Here is an 18,837-nt window from a genome sequence, read left to right as displayed (position 1 = left end):
CGCCGTGCCGGCCGTGTTCGCGGCCTTCATCATCGCCTCGCAGATCTCGGCGGCGTTGTCGCCGCACTAGTCAGCCGATCAGGGACGAGCCGAGCAGCGCGAGGACGGCCAGCGCCATCAGCGCCGTGCCGAGCCAGCCCAGCGCGATCAGCCATGACCGCGCCCGGAAGCGGCCCATGATCGCGCGGCTCGAGACGATCAGCATCATCATCACCATGATCGGCACCGCGACGACGCCGTTGAGCACCGCGCTCCACACCAGCATGTGGATCGAATCGATCCCGGTGAAGCCGAGGCCGAAGCCGATCGCGGTCGCGGCGGCGATGATAGTGTAGAACCCGACCGCCTCGTCCGGCTTTGCCTCCAGCGTGGCGCGCCAGCCGAAGATCTCCGCGACGCCGTAAGCCGCCGAGCCCGCCAGCACCGGGATCGCGAGCAGGCCGGTGCCGATGATGCCGGTTGCGAACAGGGCGAAGGTGAAGTTGCCGGCGAGCGGCCGCAGCGCTTCGGCCGCCTGCGTCGCCGAACTGATGTTGGTGACGCCGTTGGCGTGCAGGACCGACGCCGTGGTCAGGATGATGAAGAAGGCGATGACGTTGGAGAGCAGCATGCCGGAGATGGTGTCGGCCCTGATGCGCGCAAGCTCCGGCTTGCCGCCGTGCTTGAGCTCGCGCAGCGGCTGGTCGTGCTTGCCGCAATTCATCTCCTCGACCTCCTGGGAGGCCTGCCAGAAGAACAGATAGGGGCTGATGGTGGTGCCGAGCACGGCGACCACCATCATGAAATAGTCGGCGCTGACATTCGCCTTCGGCCACACCGCGGCGAGCAGCGCCGTGCTCCACGGGATCTTCACGGTGAAGGCGGTTGCGACATAGGCGAACAGCGCCAGCGTGAGGAATTTCAGCAGCGGCGAATAGCGGCGATAGGGCAGGAACACCTGGAGCAGGGTCGAGCCGGCCGCGAAGATCAGGGCGTGCTCGTGGTTGAGGCCGCCGATGACGAGCGAGAGCGCCTCCGCCATCGCGGCGATGTCGGCGGCGATGTTGAACGTGTTGGCGGCGACGAGCATGGCGACCAGCGCCAGCACCGCCCAGCGCGGCGCGATCTGCATGACGTTGGCGGCAAGCCCCTTGCCGGTGACGCGCCCGATCTGCGCGCTGACGAGCTGGATCGCGATCATGAACGGCGTGGTCAGGAAGACCGTCCAGAGCAGTCCATAGCCGAATTGCGCCCCGGCCTGCGAATAGGTGGCAATGCCCGACGGGTCGTCGTCCGCCGCCCCGGTGATGAGGCCCGGCCCCAGCCGTTGCAGCAGGCTCGGCGTGGATTTCGTCGGGGTCAGGGCACTGTCGGTCATGGACAAGGGGGCTCGGGGTCGGTGCGGCGTCTTTTTAGCAAATGCAGGGGAGGGAACAAAAGTTCCTCGTGGCCATCCGCGGATGGCCACCCCTCGCACATTTCTGATTATGCTAAATTCGCTTGACCCGTCGGGCAAAACACCTGTAGATTGGCATCATCCCGAAAGCTTCGAAGCGCTGCCGCCCGGCAGCGAGCCTGGCCGCATCCGCCGGCGGAATCCGGGCGCCGAACATGCGCAGGCCCGCCTCGCGATCTATTTGACGCTGACGAACATGCCCCAGGCCGCGGCGAGCGCCGCGCCGGAAAAGACGATCAGCGGGTTCTCGCAGAACGCGCTGCCATAGCTGCACATGTTCGCGCCGAACTGGCCGAGCTCGTGATGGCTCGCGGAGTAGAACAGTCCCGACAGCACCAGCAATGCAGCGGCGACGTAATACATCGCAATCTCTCCAGCGCCCTATGTCCGGGCGACATCATGTCTGCCCGACATGTCCCAGCATGGCGCGAAGAAATTTCATTCCGCCGAATCCGCTTTGCTGCATTTGAGTTAAAGTTTGACCGTTCGGTGAAAGCACCTGCAAGATGACGGGGTCAGGATGGCCGTCATGACGGATCGGGAAACAGAGATCTCGGCGGACGTCAAGGGCTGGTTCGCCGGCTGCGCGGCGGCAACGGCGGTCCTCTTTCTGTACGGACTGGTCGCGGCGCTCGCGAAGGGACTGACGTTTCCCTTGCTGTTCGCCGGGCTGTTCGTTGCCGCCGTCCACTTCGCTTTCATCGCCATGTTCACGGCCGTTCCGGCCGGACTGTTGATGTGGGGCGTGCGCAAGGCGCGGCTGGAGCTTGTCGCGCCTCTCTTTGTCGCCTGCGGTGCGGCGCTGGGCTGGTCCGGGAATTATCTCTTCAGCCCCTTCGACCGGGACCGCATGCTCTACGCCGCCGCGGGAGCGGCTGCGGGCCTTGCTGCGTGGTATTGCAGCAGAAGGTCCTTGGCCAAGACGACGGAGCGCGCAGCGTCAGAGGGCGGGACGACCTAAAGAATGATCCGGAGAGATGCGCAGCGGTCTTCCGAAAAGATCATGCGCGAACAACAGGCTAGAGCGCGATGACGAATCATCCTGATCTCGTTGCCGCTTAGTCCGGGGACTTCGGTAGCCGCGTGATCCGCTCTTCCTGATCCGCCATGGCGTCGTAGGCTTCCGCCATCCGCAGATATTGAGTGCGCGTCGCTTCGTCGGCCATCAGCTCGGACTTCGCGCGCAGCTCTTCGGCCTCGTGGCGGTGCCGGGCTGCTTCGCTCACAAAGTCCATGGGTGATTCCCTCCGGGGCGGGGTTGAGACACTTCACTTAACGCATGTGAAGGCGGAGGTTTCCATGGTTTGGCATATCTCGCCGATGTCGGATTCGCTGCACTCACGGGCACTTCTTGTCATGGAGGAAAATCGCAGGCTGCGCGAGGACAAGATGCGTCTCGACCGCGAATATGCCGAGCGGATCGAGGCGCTTCGCTTCGCGATCCTCGAAAGCGCGATGTCGCGCGCCGAGAGCAAGGCGCGCCGCGACAACAGGGGTTGAGGCCACCCAGGCAGGCGCAAGATTCTGACGAAACACGCCTGAAACAGTCCTGAAACCAGATCGTCCTGAACTCCTTCGCGTCCGGCCCCGACCAACGGAGCGAAAAGGAGACAATCATGATCCAGATCGGTTCGAAGGAAGAAGTCGCGTTTCTGCTGGCCCTGTTCGGCACCCATACCCAGCCCGTGAAAAAGCCGAAGCCGAAATCGCGGCAAGGATGAAGGATACCATGCCTGGCCTCGCCGAATGCCAGAGCCTCCTGCGCCTGTTGATCGCGAGGGGCGACCCCAAGGCCATCCCGCTCGCCAAGGGCGCCATCGATCAATATCTGAACACCGCGCCGGTCAGCGCCCGCGGGCGCGGCCTGCGCGTGCTCCAGCGCGATGCGCTCGATCAGTACGGTGTCGCGGTCGGCGTGCAGCGTTCGTTCGCCGAGACGGTGGATGCCTATATCGAGCGCAAGCTGGCCGAGGAATGAGGCGGCCGCGGGCAGCCAATCTTGCCACGCCCGTGCGCGGCTAGTTCATCTTGCGGCGCAGCTTCTGGATCACCTGCTGGAGGCTGGCTACATACTCTTCAATGAGGCGGCGAGCTTCCTCGGTCCGCGACAGCTTGGCGGGCGGCGGGTCCTGTATCTTTGGAGGCTGGCGATCCATGGTTACAAGCCGCGCTGTTTGTCAGGCGCTCGGCTTGATCTATCGCAAGGGAGCAGATCCTATTTTTCGAACCAGGACCGGATGGGAACCAATCGGCTTAACATGGGTTAAGCTTGCGGGCGTTCTGTCCGGAAGCGGTTGGCATGATGCCGAATGACCGGGAATGGATCGAGATCCTTGTCGAGACGCGGATGAGGCGCATCCGCGCCGGCAACCAGGCCACGCTCCAGATGCTGCAACGGTCCATCGAGATGATCGCGTCCGCGGAGGCGCTGCTGGCCGCACCCGTGCCCCGGGTCTGGCCCAGATCGCAAGATCGGACGGAAGAACTGTCTGAGCACCAAAGTGACGCCGATTAACCTGGGGCAGGGAAACGCCCCTGCGAGAGCTGTATTCTCCTCCGCATGACGGATGACGATGAAAAGCGCGAGGATTCCGTGGTGCATCTCTGCCGCCGCTGCCCGGAATGCGAGGCATGGCCGAGGCTCGCGGACAAATTCCTGGACCCGCGCAGCGGCACTACCGTCCGTGTCTACCTGTGCGCGTGCGGCAAGCGCACCTGGGGTGACTGAATTCCGCTGCAGCCTTTCCTCGAAAGGTGTATGGTCACGTCATCACCGGCCGAGGCTCTGCCCGTAGGCGTCGGTGGCTGAGAGACCGATCGCGCTCCCGCCTGCATGAGCGAAGGGAGCGCGGCCATGATCGGCAAATCACTCATCGACAGCGTGCACGAGCTGGCTGCCGAGATCAGCGAGCAGAATGCCCGCATCCGCGAGCTGACGGCGCAAGCGGCCAGCGTGCTGAAGCAGCCGCGGCCGGACACCTTCCTCGGCCGCAAGACCCATGAGCCTTTTCCGAAAGAACAGGATTTCAGGACGGGCGTGACGGATTGACGATGCGACCCGATGTGGCGCCGGACGCCGCCTGCTTGAGCAGGCCGATCTTGCGGCCGAGCTGCCAGACCTCGACATTTCCCTGCCGGGTGAACTGCCGCGCGAAGGCGAGCGCCTTCTCGTCCGACATCGCCTCGAACGCTTCGGCGGAGCGGAAGACGCCGTTCTCGCCGATCAGATAAGCGCGATATTGCTGCGTCATGTCGGAGCCCTCAGGCCCGGCGAGCGAAGCCAGGACTCGATCTGTATCGCCGTCTCGTCCTGCCGCGCCTTGCGCAGCAGCATCTCGCGGCTGCGGCCCGGCGGCAGCGCGCGCGCCTGATCGCGCAGGCGTGTCACCTCTTCGGCCAGTCGCTGGCCGAGTGTCTTGGTCTGCTTGAATCGACGCCGCTTCTGCATGGCGCTGCTCCCTTGTTCGAGTGCGGGCGGGAAGCGCAATTGGCGTTCTCATCACCGATCGTTACCTCGGGCCTTGCGGTGATGGGTTAACCTTACGTTCCTTCCAGGCGGAGAGTCCGCATCATATGATACGTCGCTGCGAAGATTCTTTTGGCCAAGTCTGAGGCGTTTGAGCGAATTACTCATTTTACTGCGGTGCGATTTCTCAGGCTCAATTTTGAACAATGATGACCGCACGTCGTTGGCCAGACATCACCGGCCAAGGCTTTCGTCCGTAGGCGTCGGTGGCTGAGAGACCGATCGTGCTCCCGCCTGCAATGCGAGGAGCACGCATCATGCGGATTTTCCGACCATTGCCTGTCGATCATGAGCAGGCCGAATTCATGCGGAAGTTGGCGCATGAATGCCGCGAACTGTTGAAGCAACCGCTGCCTGATACGTTTCTCGGACGCAAGACGATGGATGCGCCGCGGAAGGAAGACGGGCAGGGCGGGGACGATCGTGGGGAATGAGGTTTGTGCCTTGGCTTGCGGGGAGCACGACTTCGCGCATTGCGCAGAACACCAAAACGAGCGTTTGACTTTGTTCTCTATTTGTTCTATGTAGCTGCATCTCAACCTTTGAGCGAGCCGTGATTGATCATCAGTCGCGCCTCGAACCTGCGTGGGGCGGCCGATGAGTAATTCGTTTCTCGCCTTGGTCTTGTTGGAATCCCCCGCAACTCCGGACATGGTCGCGCTTGCCAAAGCCGTTCGCGCGCGACATCCCGAACTGCCGATGGAGGTGGAAGGAGGCGACGAGGGCGCTCGCCAGGATTCGCCGCTCATTCGCTGTGGCAACGAACTTGTTGCGGTGATGTCGATGCCCGCGCCCATTCCAGAGGACTCCGGGCTATGGGCGCGCGCTTCGACGACATGGCCGCAAGCCGAGACGGTTGCGGCGCGCCACAGAGGGCATCTGATTGTTTCGGTGCTTGGCCAAAACCAACGGCAGCTGCCCACAGCTCGTCTGACGACGGCAGTCATCGGCGCATTGATTGCGACCATGCCGCAATGCTGCGGCGTGGTTTGGAATGGCAAGGTCGCGCGGCCGGCCGATCTGTGGCTCGACATGTCCAGCCGATCGTTCGCACCGTTCCCCGACTATCCCGTCTCGCTGTGGGTCGACATCCTGCCGTTCCGGTCGGACGTGGGCATCGGCGCGGTGACGATGGGGCTGTCGGCATTTGCCGACCGTGAGATTCAGTTCGAGACCCGCAAGCTGCCGCTTGCAACATTGCTCGACAAGGTCGACGGCCTTGCCGCCTATCTCGTCGAGCATGGACCTGTGGTCAAAGACGGCGATACGTTTGGCCGCGACGAACGTGAGCGCTTCGCGGTCAGATACAAGAACTCCGATCAGTTCGGCGGTCTGCCCGTGTTTTTCTGTAGCGACGGTTCGATGCAATAGGGGCATGATAGAGCGAGATGACTTGCGGAAGGAGTTGCGCGTCGCATTCAGAAGGGTCGTTTGACACGTCGGGCAAAACACTGGCAGAGTGGTATCATCGAGACGAATTTGGATAAAGCCCGCGGGATGCCGCGGGCTTTGTTGTTGGGCCATTGATATTGGTTCGTTGCATGTCACGAGTTCGGGCACGACGTTCAATGGGGGCAGTTATGAATGACGAAAGGGCGGTTTCGATTGCGAAACGATCGCGAGCGCGGAAACGCCGCTACTACGAAATGGGACCTGACTACAGCGTGGGCGGCAGGCCGGGTTATTGGCTAGAAGACGAAAGTATCCTTCCTCCCTACGAGGTATTCCGTCTGCCGGCTTCTACGGCGCCTGCATCATTCGTGTTTGATAAGTCGAAAGGTAGTTTGCCGTACGACCTCGAGCCCTATTACGGTTGGTGGCTCATTTCGGATCGAACAAAGGCAGTGTTAGAGGGGCTTGACCCGGAGGCCTTTGTGTTTGTGCCGTGCCATGTGCGAGTGCCGCAGGGTAGCTACCACGGGCCGGACTATTGGCTCTGCGATGTTGTTCGCGTTCTCGACGCGCTGGATGAATCGCAATCGCGTCTAATCATTCGGATTGAGGACAATCCTCGCTCCCTCGATTTTGGAAAGAAGGTCTACCTGGCCCTGCCGGGCTCCAAACGGGTCTTTACGGAGGCTGCAATCGGCAAAGCGCATATCTTTCGGATGGCTCATGCTGAGGCAGACGTCATATGCGATCAAGACATGAAGGACGCGTGCAAGGCGGCGGGTCTCAAGAGAATTCGGTTTAAAGACGTGTCGAAACCTTGAGCACCCAGCCTCAGCCTCTTCGTGCGATGATGTCTGGTTCGCTTGCAGGCGCAATGCCGTGCTGAATGTGCGCGAGACGCTGGCGCGTTCGATTCCATCAAGAGTTCAAGTCGACCAGTTTTGTTCGGCATGCAGAGCTCGGGTTGCGCACTAGCGAACCTTCCGCGCGCTTCGTGCCGTCTACCCGACCAATCTTATGAGCGATGTGAGGGGGCGCGCGATTTGCAAACGTCTGCATGGACAGCGGGCATCGCCGCATTCAAATGCGCAGATCGAGGGATCGATGATCGTACCTCACCACGCTGCCGCAAACAACGCAGGCGAAGACCACGCCATAGACCTTCCTGGCGGAACATGGGCACCAAGATGAGCGCAGCGGCTCGCGCTCACCGGCCGGGCTCACGCTAGCCCGCGATCTGCGCGCCGCCTCGTTGGTATATCGGGTTCGCTTGCTGCGACGTTGATCGCGGTTCGAGCGCCGATACGTTCTGCGCGCGACCCGAGTCGCAAGTCGCAAGACTTGTCCGCGTTCGGCCTGCGACCGGGGCATTGCTCTCCGAGTCGCATGCGTCGCGGATGATCGCCGCTCCGTCTTCAAGCTCAAGCATTTCAGAAAATTGCAATCCGGTTTGGCAAGCTCGCGCGGCTCCCCGCTGCCGTCGCGCTCGCTCACCTCCATGGGTTTCCGCGTCGAAATTCATCTGCCCACGCCCCAACGGGGGCCCAATTCATGAGGGAGCATGTCGATCTTTTTCGATCATCATATTATCCTTGAGCGTTTTAGGAACCACCCAGCATTTCGCGATATAGACAAGGAAACGTTCGATATCGATTCTCCCGCAAACCGCATCTATTTGCCGGCTGATCGGAATCTTGCCGCCAAACTAAATGTGTCGCCTCATCCGGGAAGGCACGTTTCTTCGTATGTCGAAGCCGTCTGTAAGACGCTGCATCACATCGCACAGACGCCAAGCCCCAGCGATCGAGCTGAAGAGATAAGGAATCTCATTGATGCGATGCGTATCGGCTTTGCCAACGAGGATCTTTACGTGAATGTACCGATCGGCAAAACGGACGAGGACGTTGCTCTCGGTATAGAGAGGGTCTTCAAGGACTACAGAGCGTATCGCGACCGGTACCCGGACAAGCTCAGGAAAATTAAAGAGCTTGAGCAAAGAGGAGCAGATTCCGGCCTGCAGCATCTGATTAAATGGTGGCTCTACCTGGACAATGCCGAGAAAGAGAAACTGATCGATGAGGTGATCGCCCGAAATCCTGGCGTCAATGTAACTTCAGGCAATCGGGATCTGGACGGGACGCGGTGGCGATCCAAGTTCGCAGCGACTGATCCCTCGTCAAGTGGTTTTCGCACACCCGGCTCGGCCCCAGTCAATGCGACCGACTTTCCGCCGCTACCGGGCTACAATTCACCGGCACTCGCAGGTCTGAACGAACCAGAGGGGTTCAGGCGAAGTGATCCGCGCTTCACAGGTGTGCTGCCACCTTCTCTTGCGCCTAGTCCGAATGAACGACAGTTCGGCCAACTACCTCCGACCACCGCCGCGCCAACAGACCCATTGGTTCTTAGATTTGACCCGATGACTGGCGCGCCACTGCCATTCTACGAAAATCCGCTAATGCGTGATGCTCCTGGCAACGGTTCGTCTCTGGCACAGGATATTCTCCCTTGGTTGGCGGGCGGGGCCGCACTCGGTATAGCAGTCCCGTTCGTTCCGGCGTGGTTGGCCGCAATCCTAGCGGGTCTAGCGCTAACTTCTCGGGCTGCCAATGCGCAAGAGCCAGGTTCCGAACCTGCGAGCGACATCTTAACTGATCGTGGAGGAGTATTCTCAATGGGCGCGCCCGCGTTCAACGCGTTCATTAACGGGGGCATGGCTGGCAACACGACGAGGAGCGGTGATCTTGTGTCACCGATGCCTGGATCGCCGCTCAGTCAGCGCGCGCCGCTTGGTCAAGACGCTGGGTCCGGCGGTTCCGTTTCCGATCGCTTCGGAAACTGGACCGACACGCCAGTTGACACGAGGTCTGTCGCGCCATCGAACGCACCAGGAGCTCCGCTCGCTGCTGACGCTGTCGCACCCGAAGAGGTTCGGCGTCTCACCCGCGTGAACGCGTCGAATGCGGGTAGCGTGTTCACGTCCGGGAGTACACCAGTACCATATCTGCCTTCCACCGAGTTTGACGATCGGTTTGGCAACTGGACCGTGCCGACTGCTGACGGCCGGTCACGGCAGACGAGCGGGCCGATCGGCGGGCTCGCGAACGAGCCGAGCTACGTCATTCAACCACCGATTTTCGGAGTGGATGATCCGGGCAACCCGCGCAATGATGCTGATGAGTGGTTCTCCCGCTGGATACGGCCGCTCCTTCGCCCGGAGTGAACGTCAAGCTACGGAGTCTCGCGCCGCGTGACGTGCCGCATTTGATACGTCGGGCAAACACCGGCAGAGTGGTATCATCGAGATCAATTCAGATCACGCCCGCGGCGCACCGCGGGCGTTGTTGTTTGATCGCATTTGAGATCTTCGTACGCTACGCCACAGCGGCCGGACCGAACCAGGTCGTGAGCGCCTCCACAAGTCCGCTTTCGCTCTCGTCTCCAACCCACGCCACATGCCCGTCGGGTCGCACCAGAACCGCATCGGGCGCGTTGACTTGTCCGATGGCGGGAAGTTCCCAGGCGCCGTCGTAGCTGGCGTTGATCGCGCTGAGGCGATTGGTCCAGGGCGCGATGTCGAAATTCCGTGCCTCGCCGAAATTAAGCAACACGCCTTGCGCGCCGTGCAGCAGCGTGAATAATCGCAACGGCCGGCCGTCGACGACCAGATCGAGATCAGGCACGCGGCGCCCCAGCATCGGATGGCCTTCGCCGAGATCGTAGCGGATATCGAGCCCGCTCATCATTGCGCCAAAGCGTTTTCGCGGTTCGTCCATGGCAAGCAGCTCGGATACCGTTTCGCGCGCGGCGTTGAGGCCGTCCTCGGCGCGGCGGAGCAGGGCGATCTGCGCCTTGGTGTTGCGCAGCACGCGCGCGGCGACGGGATGACGCTCGGTGTGGTAGGTGTCGAGCAGGATTTGGGGCGAGATGCCCTTGACGACCTGCGCCAGCTTCCAGCCGAGATTGACCGCGTCCTGCACGCCGGTGTTGAGGCCTTGCCCGCCGACGGAATGATGGATGTGCGCGGCATCGCCGGCGAGCAGCACGCGTCCTTTGCGATAGGAGACGGCCTGCCGCGCCGCATCGGTGAAGCGGGAGATCCAGGCGGGATTCTTGAGGCCGAAATCGGTGCCGTAGACGGCGACGAGCGCCTCGCTGAGATCGCGCAGGCCCGGCTCGCCGGTGCGCTCGAGCGTTGCTTCGGTCACGACGACCAGCACGCGCCCGCTCTCCGCCTTGCTGAGGCCATGGAAGCCGAGCGCGTCGTGACGCAGGCCGAAGGCGGGCTCTTCGCTCATCTCGACCTCGGCCATGAGATTGCTCAGCGTCGGATCGGAGCCGGCGAAGTCGATACCGGCCGCCCTGCGCATCAGGCTGCGGCCGCCGTCGCAGCCGACCAGATAGTCTGCCCGCATCGTCTTGTCGCCGGCCAGGGTCACGTCGACGCCGGTCTCGTCCTGTGCGAAGCCCGTCACCACGCAGTTGCGATAGACCGGCACGGCGAGCTCGGCGACCCAGCCCGCCAGGATGCGCTCGATGTGGCTCTGCCGCAGCGCAAGGCCGTAAGCGTGGCGCGTGGCGAGATCACTGATGTCGAGCCGGGTCCAGGCGAAGCCCGCGAGCTGGGCAATCTGTCCCTCGCGCAGGAAACGATCCGCGATGCCGCGCTGATCGAGGATCTCGATGCTGCGCGCGTGCAAGCCGCCGGCGCGCGTGCCGACCAGCTCATGGTCCGCGCGCCGCTCGAGGATGGCGACATCGACCTCGGCGAGCGCGAGCTCGGCGGCCAGCATCAGCCCGGTCGGGCCGCCGCCGGCGATGATGACTGCATGGTCGCTGGCTGCCGCGCGTGTTGCGCCGGCTCGGCCGCGCGAGCTGGATGTCGGAAGCAATACAGGCATGTGGTGACCCCTCGGCTTGTGGTTGGGCGGGGGTTCTACGGCAGGAGCGGGGACTTGAAGCAAGCCCCTTGCGCACCACATATTGAGCTGGGAGGAGGGACTTGCGTGTCAGCGCTCGCCGCATTGGCACGTCGCCGGTCCGCCTAATCGTCCTTCGACATATCGCCACGCTTGGCGGGAACAGCGATGGTGCCGCCATCGCCGTGCACGAGATCGCGGCCATTGTCCTCGCTCTCGCCGGCGTCCTCGATGATCGCCTCTTGCGTGTCGCGCTCCTTGTCGACGCGCGGCTTCGGTCCCGGCAGATCTCGCGATGTCTTTGGTGATGTCTTTGGTGATGTCCTGGGTGAGGTCTCGACTGTCATTGGCGGTGCTCCTGATCGGCTAACGCTGCTTCCGCCAATTCGTTCGTTTGACACGTCGGGCAAAACACTGGCATAGTGACATCCTCGAAAGAATTTGGTTCAGCCCGCGCGGACAATCCGCAGCGGGCTTTTTCATGTCTGCCTCTTCATGTCTGCCTCTTCGTGTTTGCCTCTTCATGTCCGCCTGGTGTGACGACGCATCTCGCGGGATGCGGCGTTGACACGTCGGGCAAAACACCGGCATATTGGCATCATCGAGAAACGTTCGTAACGCCCGCGCGGAGAAATCCGCCGCGGGTTTTTTCGTTCTCGATCCCAGACTCGGACGGTGGCCCACGCATCGCGGCCACGCACTCGCTTATACGCGCCTAAGGGAGCGCCGATCGGCGTGCTGCCGTCCGAACCATTGCTGGCCGTGCACGCGCGAACGTGCCGGCCTCGCGGCGCTGGGCGCTGTTCGCCCGCGTCGCTGCGGTCTCCGGGACCGGAGATAGGGTTCGCGCCCGAAACGATGGCGCCTCATTGCGCGATCTGCCGCGCATTTTCTTCTGAAGGAGAGATGATGACCGCTTATCTGATATCGCTCGCGCTCGCGGGCCTCGTTGCCATCGTGCTGTGGGAGACGTTCTCGTGAGCGAGGACATGAAAATCGCGCTCGTGAGTGAGCCGGTCCGCGTCCTATCGCGAAAGAAGACGTCCAGCGCGCGCACCCTGACCGAGATCCGCTCGCTCGCGCGCAGCCACACCAGAACGGCCATCCGTGTGCTCGTCGGCATCATGCGCAGCGAGGACGCAACGCCGGCGGCGCGCGTCTCGGCGGCCAACGCGATCCTTGATCGCGGCTGGGGCAAGGCCGCCCAGCCGGTCGAGAACGGCGAAGACGGGGTGCTGGAATTGATTCACCGGATCGAACGCATCATCGTGCACCCGAACAGCTCTAACGGCGGTGATGCCGTTCACGACGCTTGAGACAGCGGCGATCTCGATCCCCAATCTCGCCTCGCATGATCGTTTGACACGTCGGGCAAAACACTGGCAGAATGGCATCATCGACAGAAGTTGGTGATGCCCGCGCGGACGCAATCCGGCGCGGGTTTTTGTTTGATGCCTTCTGCTAGTTCCTGGTCTGCTGACCTGTCCGGCGTTGTCCGGCGTAGGCGCGCTGCACCTGGTCGCTGCAATAGGACAGCCTTCGGCCATCGCCGGTAAAGTGCCCGTTGTTGATGATCCAGAGGATGACGGTCTTGTCGTCGATCTTCTTGAACATCAGGTTCTCGCGGTCCGGAGTAGAGGCCTTGTCTTGCACGCTGTTGGATTCCGAACCCGAAGCAGGCTGCATCGTGCAGGCCGCGCCGAGTCTAACGGTGTCGGGAAGCTGAACCCGTGTGTTTTCGATCTTGCAGATGTTTGAGGCTGTCGTGATCGATTTGCCGGAGAACGATGGTGTCGTTGAACTTCGCGCAGCGGTCCTCGAAATCCCCGCCTGCCGCTGCGTAGGCACCATCTTGCGGGTGCGCCTCCTTAAGGGCTCGATCCTGCTCGGCCTTCTGCTTCGCTTCCACCTTGGCTCTCAGCGTGGCCTCGGCAAGCGCGCGCTGCGTCGCCAGAGGGCAATAGGCCGCACGCCAGGGAGGATCCTTGAGCTTTCCGTTCAAGCTCTTCTGAACGGAGATCGTCGTCTCATCGAGCCGTTTGATCAACATCACCTCGTTGAATTGCCTGTTCTCCCAGTTGGGATCGCGCGGGTTGAGATTTTGCGCCAGATTGTAGTCGTCACAGACCATTTCGACCTTCAGCGAGTCCGGGCCAAGATCGGTGATTCTCTTGACGTCGCAGCCCCATTCGTAACCGCTGACCGACTTCTCGCCGAGGTCGATCGTAAGGCTGCCACTTTCATCGCAGGATGATTGGAAATTCTTGCCGGGCTCGGCATAGACGCCGGCTTTGGGACGCCATTTGTCGAATGCCGGTGCAGACCGGTCCTGTGCGAGGGCGGCAGACGCGAATGTGGCCAGTGTGAGCACCAGCATCGCATGGTTCAGAATTTTGAGGGCCGACGACTTCTTCACGCAAATCTCCCGTACCTCGTCAGATCGAATTCCGCGTCTGCGAACCCCTGCGGGTAAGATAGTTAAGCAATTATCCTGAGTTGAGCATGCCGGCCGAAGCTGCACCATCGTGAGCGCGGGCGGAGTGTGCGTTGGCTTTCCCTCTCTCGAATGGAGTTGGATATGTCCTGGGAAGACATGATGCGGAGAATCCTGCAGCCCAACCCGACACGCCAAACACCGAAGAGTGGTCCGCGATGTGGCGCAGGCGCACCGGCCTGCGCTAGGGCGAGCGAGCGCATCCATTGTCCATCCTGAAAATTCCGACGGCCAAAATCTTCGAGCCGCTGCTGGGCCCAGCGCGCTACAAGGGCGTTTACGGCGGTCGCGGCTCGGGCAAGTCGCATTTCTTCGGCGAGCTCCTGGTCGAGACCTGCCAGGCCGAGCGCGGCACGCTCGCGGTCTGCATCCGCGAGGCGCAGCGGACGCTGGCCCAATCGTCGAAGCGTTTGATCGAAGGGAAGATCGCTAGCCTCGGTCTCGGCCACGGCTTCAGGCTGTTCAGCGACAAGATCGAGACGCCCGGCGACGGGTTGATCATTTTTCGTGGACTTCAGGATCACACCGCCGACTCGATCAAATCCCTGGAGGGATTTCGCATCGCCTGGATCGACGAAGCGCAGAGCCTGAGCGCGCGCAGTCTCGCGCTGCTGCGGCCGACGATACGCGCCAAGGACTCCGAACTCTGGGCGAGCTGGAACGGCCTTCAGTGCAGGCTGATGCGCGCAATCGAGGCGAGGGGACGGCGTGTGGGATGGGACAGTATCGTCTCCGACACGACGGATAACCCGATCTCGGCGAATAACTTCATCCGGGCAGGCTATCGGCTCTTCGAGCCGGAAGTGCCCTGGGCCTGGCCATACAGTCTTTATTGGCGGAAATGGCTTCGCTGAACGATGGGAGCGGGTTTCCCGTGATGCGGAAGGTAATCTTCAACATAAAAAGGGGGCCCTGGCAGCTTGACGGCTGCCGGGAAGCGATGCGGGTGAGGCACTTGCGAACCCGGCGACGCCGGGCTTTAAGTTGGCGCTGCAGAAAATTCGGCGGCCATAAGCCGATGTAAGGGAGAGCGCTGTCGATGCCCACCAAGCCTCAATTGCCTGAACGTTCGTCGCGGGCGGCCGGCGGACCGACTGCGCTCGATGGTCTTCTGGTCGTGGACTTCACGCGCGTCGTGGCGGGGCCAGCCTGCACGCAGACGCTTGCCGATTTCGGCGCGCGCGTCATCAAGATCGAGAATCCGGACGGCGGCGACGATACGCGGGCCTACGAGCATGCCGAAATCGGCGGCGAGAGTGCGGCCTATCTCAGCCTGAACCGCAACAAGCGCGGCATCGCACTTGACCTCGCCGTCCCGGAGGCCCGCGAGATCGCGCTGGATCTGATCCGCAAGGCCGATGTGGTCGTCGAGAATTTTTCCAGCGGGGTCATGAAGAAGTTCGGCCTCGACTACGAGGCTGTCGCGCCCCTCAATCCGCGGCTGGTCTATTGCTCGATCTCCGCTTACGGGCGCACCGGGCCGTTCGCCTCGCGGCCCGGTTTCGATCCCATTACGCAGGCGGAAAGCGGCTTCATGTCGCTCAACGGGTTCGCTGATGGCCCGGCGGTGCGCACCGGCCCGCCCATCGTGGACATGGCGACGGGGATGTCCGCCTGCAACGCGATCCTGCTGGCGCTCTTGGCGCGGGATCGGCTCGGCCGCGGGCAACATGTCGAGGTGGCCCTGTTTGACATCGCGATGGGGATGACCGGCTTCTACGGCATGGCTTATCTCATTAATGGTGAGAACCCCGGACGATTCGGCAATTCGCCGAGCGGGTCTCCCACCGTCGGCGTCTACGAGGCTTCCGATGGGCCGCTCTACATGGCCTGCGCCAACGATCGCCTCTATCGTAGGCTGGTGGTCGAGGTGCTGAACCGGCCCGATCTAATCACCGATCCGCAATTCGCCTCGCGCAAGGCACGCTCCGAGAACAAGGAGCTGCTGCGGGCCGCCATCGCGGAGGTGTTTGCGAGCGATACACTCGAGAACTGGATGGCGAAGATGAAGCTGGCCAATATTCCGGTCGGCTATCTTCGCACGGTCGAGGAGGGATTCAACGCGCCGGAGGCCCGGGAGCGCCATCGCTTGAGCCGGATTCCACACCCTACGGCGCAATGGGTCCCCAACATCGAAGCTCCGATTAATATGAGCCTGACCGGTGCGATTGATCCTGTAGCGGCACCCTTGCTGGGCGAGCATACCGAAGACGTCCTTCGTGATACGCTGGGATACGACGAACGTCGGATTTCGGAGTTCACACAAAAGGGCGCTTTTGGATCAGCCAAGCCGTCGCTCTGAACCTGCAGTCTTGAGCAGGCGTGACGCGCTGGCGCCACATCTGCTTGATTTGGCGATGCTCCCGCCGCATAACTAGGCGACAGCGAGGGACACGAATGGCGCCTGACCAGGAGCCGAGCATGGGTCAGCCGACAGGGCCGGAAGGCAGCGCCTATGCGGCCATGATCGCGAAGGCTCGAGGGCTTCTGCCGCAGCTGCGCGAGCGGGCGGCGCGGACGGAGGAGCTGCGACATCTTCCGCCGGAAACCGAGAGAGATCTCCACGACGCCGGTCTGTTCCGGATGCTTCAGCCCAAGCGCGTTGGCGGTGCCGAGCTCGACTACGTCGCCCTGGTCGATTGCGCCGAGCTGCTCGGACGGGCGGACGCGTCGGTTGCGTGGAATCTTGCCAATCTGGCGAGCCATCACTGGATGCTCGGCATGTTCGAGCAGAAGGCGCAGGGTCTGGTTTGGGGTCGCGATCCGGATGCGCTGATTGCGTCCTCGTTCATCTTTCCGGCCGGTCGCGCCACGAGGGTCGAGGGTGGATACCGGCTGCACGGGAGTTGGCCATTCTCGTCGGGCGTTGCATCCTGCGACTGGAACATGCTCGCGAGCGTTGTCTACTCCGACGACGAGGCTGATGGCATCGAATATCGAATCTTTCTGCTGCCGAAAGGCGATTACAAGGTGCTGGACACCTGGAATGTCGCGGGATTGCGCGGCACCGGTTCCTCTGACGTCGAGGTCAAGGATACCTTTGTGCCCGACTACATGACGGTCGCCGTCGGCGATCTTGCCGGCGGGCCGACGCCCGGAAGCGGAGTCAATCCCAATCCGTCGTATACGCTGCCCGTGTTCTCGCTGTTTCCCTACGTCCTGTCCGGTGTTGCGCTCGGGAATGCGCAAGCGTGTCTTGACGATTATGCGGAGGTCGCGCGTCATCGCATCTCGACCTACAACCGCGCCAAGCTTAGCGACTTCCAAAGCACGCAGATCAAGATCGCGGAGGCTTCGGCCAAGATTGATGCTGCGCGCCTGATCATGCGCTCGGCCTGTATCGAGGCCGTTGGGAATGCGAGACGCCGTCATATTCCCGATATGGCGACGAAGACCAGATATCGACGCGACGGAGCCTTTTCGGTGAATCTGTGCACCGAGGCGGTCTCGATGCTGTTTGCGGCGAGCGGAGCGCGCGGCCTGTTCACGACGGGCGTGTTGCAGCGGCAATTCCGTGACGCCCACGCCATCAACTCGCATCTTGCATTCAACTTCGATGCGGCCGGAACCAACTATGGACGCGTGGCTCTCGGGCTACCGTCCGAGAACCTCACGCTGTGAGGCCGGCCGATGACTGACCTGCCGAAGCAGCCGGCCGTCCCCGATCCTGCCAATGAGCTTGCGAGCGACAGCTCGTCGATCGACCCCCGCGATTTTCGCAATGCGCTCGGCACATACGGAACGGGCGTAACGATCATCACGGCCACGGCCGCGGATGGAAAGCCTTATGGCATCACCTGCAATTCGTTTGCGTCGGTTTCTCTGAATCCCCCTCTGGTCCTCTGGAGCCTCGGGATCTATTCGTCGAGCCTGATCGTGTTTCAGAACGCCAGCCATTTCACCGTTCATGTGCTCGGCACTTCGCAGCAGGCGCTTGCGAACAAGTTCGCGAAATCGTCCGAGGATAAGTTCGCGGGCGTCGACTGGACGCCGGGTCTCGGGAACGCGCCGGTGCTCGCCGAGAGCGTCGCCAATTTTCAATGCCGATCCGTCAATCGCTACTACGGCGGCGATCACGTGATCTTTCTCGGCGCGGTCGAGGCCTATGCCTACAACGCCAGCGAGCCGCTGCTTTTTGCGCGTGGGACGTATGGCCGGTTCCTGACTGACGACGAACGCAAGAAGTAGCAGTGACGCGCTGCGAGCCGCGCGATGGCTCAGAGCTCTGCCGCTGAAAGCTTGTAGATTTCCAGCGCATCCGCTTCGGCGCCCCGCGCGGCCTTGGCCAGCCTGAAGAGCTGCCCCGCCAGCGACGCCATCGGCACCGGTGTCGACGTCGTCTGCGCGACGTCCGCGACCGTATCGAGGTCTTTGAGCATCGTGGCAATGTGCCCAAGAGGCGGTGAATGAATCCCCTGGGCCATCCGCGGCACGAACAGCTGAAGCGGAATGGAATCCGCAAAGCCGCCCGCGAGCGCTTCGGGCAACCGGTTCGCGTTAATGCCGGCATTCACCGCAAGGCGTGTTGCTTCCGCAAGCACGGCCATCGCGCAACCGACGATCACCTGATTGCAGAGCTTAGTGGTCTGGCCGGCGCCGGTAGGGCCCATGTGGGTGAACCTGCGGGCCATGGCCAGCACATAGGGTCGCACCCGTTCGATGTCAGCCGCTTCCCCGCCGGCCATGATTGCAAGCGTGCCTTCCTCGGCGCCCTTGGTGCCGCCGGACACCGGCGCGTCGATCCAGCCCGCACCGTTCGCCGCCCTCAATCGCTTCGCAAGGTCGCGCGCGGCGTCAGGATGGATCGATGAGAAGTCGACGACGAGCTTTTCCGCGCCGGGCGCCGTGGAAAGCCCCTCGGGCCCGAAAATTACCTCTTCGACGGCGGCGGCATCCGTGACGCACACGAACACGATGTCCGAGGTCGCCATGACGTCACGAGGGGTGGCCGCACGCCTTGCACCAGCCTCGACGAGTGGAGTGATCTTGCCCTCCGAGCGATTCCAGACGCTGACTTGGTAGCCGGCCTGGAGCAGGCGCCGGGTCATGGGTGTGCCCATCAGCCCAAGGC

General features: G+C 62.4%; 24 protein-coding genes and 2 pseudogenes. 15 read left to right on the top strand and 11 right to left on the bottom strand.

The window, feature by feature from the left end; all coding sequences use genetic code 11:
- Nucleotides 1-70: 70 nt before the first annotated feature.
- Together WN72_RS33525 and WN72_RS33520 are read right to left on the bottom strand one after the other, a co-directional pair.
- Complete coding sequence (locus WN72_RS33525) at nucleotides 71-1,357, bottom strand: NRAMP family divalent metal transporter (protein WP_027562463.1); 1,287 nt, start codon at nucleotides 1,355-1,357, stop codon at nucleotides 71-73.
- Between the two features lie 255 nt (nucleotides 1,358-1,612).
- Entirely contained in the window at nucleotides 1,613-1,798 is a 186-nt protein-coding gene (locus WN72_RS33520) for a hypothetical protein (RefSeq protein ID WP_027562464.1), read from the bottom strand.
- A gap of 157 nt (nucleotides 1,799-1,955) precedes the next feature.
- On the opposite strand from WN72_RS33520, the gene WN72_RS33515 reads away from it, so the two are divergent.
- Nucleotides 1,956-2,396, top strand: a complete 441-nt coding sequence (locus WN72_RS33515) for a hypothetical protein (protein ID WP_092215977.1) — start codon at nucleotides 1,956-1,958, stop codon at nucleotides 2,394-2,396.
- A gap of 97 nt (nucleotides 2,397-2,493) precedes the next feature.
- On the opposite strand, the gene WN72_RS33510 is transcribed toward WN72_RS33515, so the two are convergent.
- Nucleotides 2,494-2,670 (bottom strand): hypothetical protein, encoded by a 177-nt coding sequence (locus WN72_RS33510; RefSeq protein ID WP_167380799.1) that lies wholly within the window; start codon nucleotides 2,668-2,670, stop codon nucleotides 2,494-2,496.
- 64 nt (nucleotides 2,671-2,734) lie between these two features.
- Between WN72_RS33510 and WN72_RS33505 the strand changes: the two genes are divergently transcribed.
- Entirely contained in the window at nucleotides 2,735-2,935 is a 201-nt protein-coding gene (locus WN72_RS33505; RefSeq protein WP_167336484.1) for a hypothetical protein, read from the top strand.
- Between the two features lie 229 nt (nucleotides 2,936-3,164).
- Nucleotides 3,165-3,413: a hypothetical protein gene (locus tag WN72_RS33500; protein ID WP_027562466.1), complete on the top strand. Its 249-nt coding sequence runs from the start codon at nucleotides 3,165-3,167 to the stop codon at nucleotides 3,411-3,413.
- A 40-nt stretch (nucleotides 3,414-3,453) separates the two neighbouring features.
- On the opposite strand, the gene WN72_RS33495 is transcribed toward WN72_RS33500, so the two are convergent.
- The gene (locus WN72_RS33495) at nucleotides 3,454-3,591 is read right to left on the bottom strand and encodes a hypothetical protein (protein WP_167336485.1); all 138 of its coding nucleotides are present in this window, start codon (nucleotides 3,589-3,591) and stop codon (nucleotides 3,454-3,456) included.
- A gap of 143 nt (nucleotides 3,592-3,734) precedes the next feature.
- Between WN72_RS33495 and WN72_RS33490 the strand changes: the two genes are divergently transcribed.
- Together WN72_RS33490 and WN72_RS33485 are read left to right on the top strand one after the other, a co-directional pair.
- Nucleotides 3,735-3,950: a hypothetical protein gene (locus WN72_RS33490; RefSeq protein ID WP_092215973.1), complete on the top strand. Its 216-nt coding sequence runs from the start codon at nucleotides 3,735-3,737 to the stop codon at nucleotides 3,948-3,950.
- A 339-nt stretch (nucleotides 3,951-4,289) separates the two neighbouring features.
- A complete protein-coding gene (locus WN72_RS33485; protein WP_084334722.1) occupies nucleotides 4,290-4,484 on the top strand; it encodes a hypothetical protein in 195 nt (64 codons plus the stop codon).
- On the opposite strand, the gene WN72_RS33480 is transcribed toward WN72_RS33485, so the two are convergent.
- Entirely contained in the window at nucleotides 4,462-4,686 is a 225-nt protein-coding gene (locus tag WN72_RS33480; RefSeq protein WP_092215971.1) for a hypothetical protein, read from the bottom strand. The genes WN72_RS33485 and WN72_RS33480 overlap by 23 nt on opposite strands.
- Nucleotides 4,683-4,883: a hypothetical protein gene (locus tag WN72_RS33475; protein ID WP_092215970.1), complete on the bottom strand. Its 201-nt coding sequence runs from the start codon at nucleotides 4,881-4,883 to the stop codon at nucleotides 4,683-4,685. Before WN72_RS33475 ends, WN72_RS33480 begins: the two co-directional genes overlap by 4 nt.
- A gap of 335 nt (nucleotides 4,884-5,218) precedes the next feature.
- Here WN72_RS33475 and WN72_RS33470 point away from each other — a divergent pair, with 335 nt between their 5' ends.
- From WN72_RS33470 to WN72_RS33455, 4 genes are all read left to right on the top strand, one after another.
- The gene (locus WN72_RS33470) at nucleotides 5,219-5,395 is read left to right on the top strand and encodes a hypothetical protein (RefSeq protein ID WP_167380798.1); all 177 of its coding nucleotides are present in this window, start codon (nucleotides 5,219-5,221) and stop codon (nucleotides 5,393-5,395) included.
- Between the two features lie 163 nt (nucleotides 5,396-5,558).
- Nucleotides 5,559-6,332: a DUF4261 domain-containing protein gene (locus WN72_RS33465; RefSeq protein ID WP_092215968.1), complete on the top strand. Its 774-nt coding sequence runs from the start codon at nucleotides 5,559-5,561 to the stop codon at nucleotides 6,330-6,332.
- 209 nt (nucleotides 6,333-6,541) lie between these two features.
- Nucleotides 6,542-7,174, top strand: coding sequence for an imm11 family protein (locus tag WN72_RS33460; protein WP_167380797.1), 633 nt, complete (start codon nucleotides 6,542-6,544; stop codon nucleotides 7,172-7,174).
- Nucleotides 7,175-7,914: 740 nt separating this feature from the next.
- On the top strand, nucleotides 7,915-9,576 hold the full coding sequence (locus WN72_RS33455; RefSeq protein ID WP_092215964.1) for an AHH domain-containing protein: 1,662 nt from the start codon (nucleotides 7,915-7,917) through the stop codon (nucleotides 9,574-9,576).
- Nucleotides 9,577-9,727: 151 nt separating this feature from the next.
- On the opposite strand, the gene WN72_RS33450 is transcribed toward WN72_RS33455, so the two are convergent.
- Both WN72_RS33450 and WN72_RS33445 read right to left on the bottom strand, forming a co-directional pair.
- Nucleotides 9,728-11,254 carry an FAD-dependent monooxygenase gene (locus WN72_RS33450; RefSeq protein WP_092215962.1) on the bottom strand — a complete coding sequence of 509 codons (1,527 nt, stop codon included), beginning with the start codon at nucleotides 11,252-11,254 and terminating at the stop codon, nucleotides 9,728-9,730.
- A 143-nt stretch (nucleotides 11,255-11,397) separates the two neighbouring features.
- Nucleotides 11,398-11,619, bottom strand: a complete 222-nt coding sequence (locus tag WN72_RS33445; RefSeq protein WP_092215960.1) for a hypothetical protein — start codon at nucleotides 11,617-11,619, stop codon at nucleotides 11,398-11,400.
- Nucleotides 11,620-12,249: 630 nt separating this feature from the next.
- Between WN72_RS33445 and WN72_RS33440 the strand changes: the two genes are divergently transcribed.
- Nucleotides 12,250-12,588 carry a hypothetical protein gene (locus tag WN72_RS33440; RefSeq protein WP_322596965.1) on the top strand — a complete coding sequence of 113 codons (339 nt, stop codon included), beginning with the start codon at nucleotides 12,250-12,252 and terminating at the stop codon, nucleotides 12,586-12,588.
- A gap of 145 nt (nucleotides 12,589-12,733) precedes the next feature.
- On the opposite strand, the gene WN72_RS33435 is transcribed toward WN72_RS33440, so the two are convergent.
- The gene (locus WN72_RS33435; protein ID WP_143130592.1) at nucleotides 12,734-12,925 is read right to left on the bottom strand and encodes a hypothetical protein; all 192 of its coding nucleotides are present in this window, start codon (nucleotides 12,923-12,925) and stop codon (nucleotides 12,734-12,736) included.
- Between the two features lie 52 nt (nucleotides 12,926-12,977).
- Nucleotides 12,978-13,688: a hypothetical protein gene (locus WN72_RS33430; protein ID WP_092215956.1), complete on the bottom strand. Its 711-nt coding sequence runs from the start codon at nucleotides 13,686-13,688 to the stop codon at nucleotides 12,978-12,980.
- 284 nt (nucleotides 13,689-13,972) lie between these two features.
- On the opposite strand from WN72_RS33430, the pseudogene WN72_RS33425 reads away from it, so the two are divergent.
- The 5 genes and pseudogenes from WN72_RS33425 to WN72_RS33410 form a co-directional block, all read left to right on the top strand.
- A pseudogene (locus tag WN72_RS33425) lies at nucleotides 13,973-14,428 on the top strand (phage terminase large subunit); the annotation flags it as partial.
- A pseudogene (locus WN72_RS47915) lies at nucleotides 14,429-14,620 on the top strand (GNAT family N-acetyltransferase); the annotation flags it as partial. It abuts the pseudogene before it with no gap.
- A gap of 185 nt (nucleotides 14,621-14,805) precedes the next feature.
- Nucleotides 14,806-16,068 (top strand): CaiB/BaiF CoA transferase family protein, encoded by a 1,263-nt coding sequence (locus WN72_RS33420; protein ID WP_092215952.1) that lies wholly within the window; start codon nucleotides 14,806-14,808, stop codon nucleotides 16,066-16,068.
- A 119-nt stretch (nucleotides 16,069-16,187) separates the two neighbouring features.
- The gene (locus WN72_RS33415; protein WP_265440898.1) at nucleotides 16,188-17,387 is read left to right on the top strand and encodes an acyl-CoA dehydrogenase family protein; all 1,200 of its coding nucleotides are present in this window, start codon (nucleotides 16,188-16,190) and stop codon (nucleotides 17,385-17,387) included.
- 9 nt (nucleotides 17,388-17,396) lie between these two features.
- Complete coding sequence (locus tag WN72_RS33410; RefSeq protein ID WP_092215947.1) at nucleotides 17,397-17,954, top strand: flavin reductase family protein; 558 nt, start codon at nucleotides 17,397-17,399, stop codon at nucleotides 17,952-17,954.
- A gap of 29 nt (nucleotides 17,955-17,983) precedes the next feature.
- Here the strand turns inward: WN72_RS33410 and WN72_RS33405 are convergent, their stop codons facing one another.
- Nucleotides 17,984-18,814: an NAD(P)-dependent oxidoreductase gene (locus WN72_RS33405; protein WP_430640366.1), complete on the bottom strand. Its 831-nt coding sequence runs from the start codon at nucleotides 18,812-18,814 to the stop codon at nucleotides 17,984-17,986.
- Nucleotides 18,815-18,837 lie beyond the last annotated feature (23 nt).

Origin of the sequence: Bradyrhizobium arachidis (assembly GCF_015291705.1) — a bacterium.
In the GTDB taxonomy this organism is placed as follows: Bacteria; Pseudomonadota; Alphaproteobacteria; order Rhizobiales; family Xanthobacteraceae; genus Bradyrhizobium; species Bradyrhizobium arachidis.
Note: the sequence above shows the minus strand (reverse complement) of the source record. Positions and strands in the feature narration are given on the sequence as shown.

What these genes read in the sequence shown, in the direction of transcription:
- WN72_RS33410 (WP_092215947.1), top strand. Translation starts at nt 17,397, where the DNA reads ATGACTGACCTGCCGAAGCAGCCGGCCGTCCCCGATCCTGCCAATGAG.
- WN72_RS33510 (WP_167380799.1), bottom strand. Translation starts at nt 2,670, where the DNA reads ATGGACTTTGTGAGCGAAGCAGCCCGGCACCGCCACGAGGCCGAAGAG.
- WN72_RS33505 (WP_167336484.1), top strand. Translation starts at nt 2,735, where the DNA reads ATGGTTTGGCATATCTCGCCGATGTCGGATTCGCTGCACTCACGGGCA.
- WN72_RS33470 (WP_167380798.1), top strand. Translation starts at nt 5,219, where the DNA reads ATGCGGATTTTCCGACCATTGCCTGTCGATCATGAGCAGGCCGAATTC.
- WN72_RS33475 (WP_092215970.1), bottom strand. Translation starts at nt 4,883, where the DNA reads ATGCAGAAGCGGCGTCGATTCAAGCAGACCAAGACACTCGGCCAGCGA.
- WN72_RS33455 (WP_092215964.1), top strand. Translation starts at nt 7,915, where the DNA reads ATGTCGATCTTTTTCGATCATCATATTATCCTTGAGCGTTTTAGGAAC.
- WN72_RS33480 (WP_092215971.1), bottom strand. Translation starts at nt 4,686, where the DNA reads ATGACGCAGCAATATCGCGCTTATCTGATCGGCGAGAACGGCGTCTTC.
- WN72_RS33485 (WP_084334722.1), top strand. Translation starts at nt 4,290, where the DNA reads ATGATCGGCAAATCACTCATCGACAGCGTGCACGAGCTGGCTGCCGAG.
- WN72_RS33465 (WP_092215968.1), top strand. Translation starts at nt 5,559, where the DNA reads ATGAGTAATTCGTTTCTCGCCTTGGTCTTGTTGGAATCCCCCGCAACT.
- WN72_RS33515 (WP_092215977.1), top strand. Translation starts at nt 1,956, where the DNA reads ATGGCCGTCATGACGGATCGGGAAACAGAGATCTCGGCGGACGTCAAG.
- WN72_RS33520 (WP_027562464.1), bottom strand. Translation starts at nt 1,798, where the DNA reads ATGTATTACGTCGCCGCTGCATTGCTGGTGCTGTCGGGACTGTTCTAC.
- WN72_RS33405 (WP_430640366.1), bottom strand. Translation starts at nt 18,814, where the DNA reads ATGACCCGGCGCCTGCTCCAGGCCGGCTACCAAGTCAGCGTCTGGAAT.
- WN72_RS33450 (WP_092215962.1), bottom strand. Translation starts at nt 11,254, where the DNA reads ATGCCTGTATTGCTTCCGACATCCAGCTCGCGCGGCCGAGCCGGCGCA.
- WN72_RS33415 (WP_265440898.1), top strand. Translation starts at nt 16,188, where the DNA reads ATGGGTCAGCCGACAGGGCCGGAAGGCAGCGCCTATGCGGCCATGATC.
- WN72_RS33495 (WP_167336485.1), bottom strand. Translation starts at nt 3,591, where the DNA reads ATGGATCGCCAGCCTCCAAAGATACAGGACCCGCCGCCCGCCAAGCTG.
- WN72_RS33445 (WP_092215960.1), bottom strand. Translation starts at nt 11,619, where the DNA reads ATGACAGTCGAGACCTCACCCAGGACATCACCAAAGACATCACCAAAG.
- WN72_RS33420 (WP_092215952.1), top strand. Translation starts at nt 14,806, where the DNA reads ATGCCCACCAAGCCTCAATTGCCTGAACGTTCGTCGCGGGCGGCCGGC.
- WN72_RS33500 (WP_027562466.1), top strand. Translation starts at nt 3,165, where the DNA reads ATGCCTGGCCTCGCCGAATGCCAGAGCCTCCTGCGCCTGTTGATCGCG.
- WN72_RS33460 (WP_167380797.1), top strand. Translation starts at nt 6,542, where the DNA reads ATGAATGACGAAAGGGCGGTTTCGATTGCGAAACGATCGCGAGCGCGG.
- WN72_RS33525 (WP_027562463.1), bottom strand. Translation starts at nt 1,357, where the DNA reads ATGACCGACAGTGCCCTGACCCCGACGAAATCCACGCCGAGCCTGCTG.
- WN72_RS33490 (WP_092215973.1), top strand. Translation starts at nt 3,735, where the DNA reads ATGATGCCGAATGACCGGGAATGGATCGAGATCCTTGTCGAGACGCGG.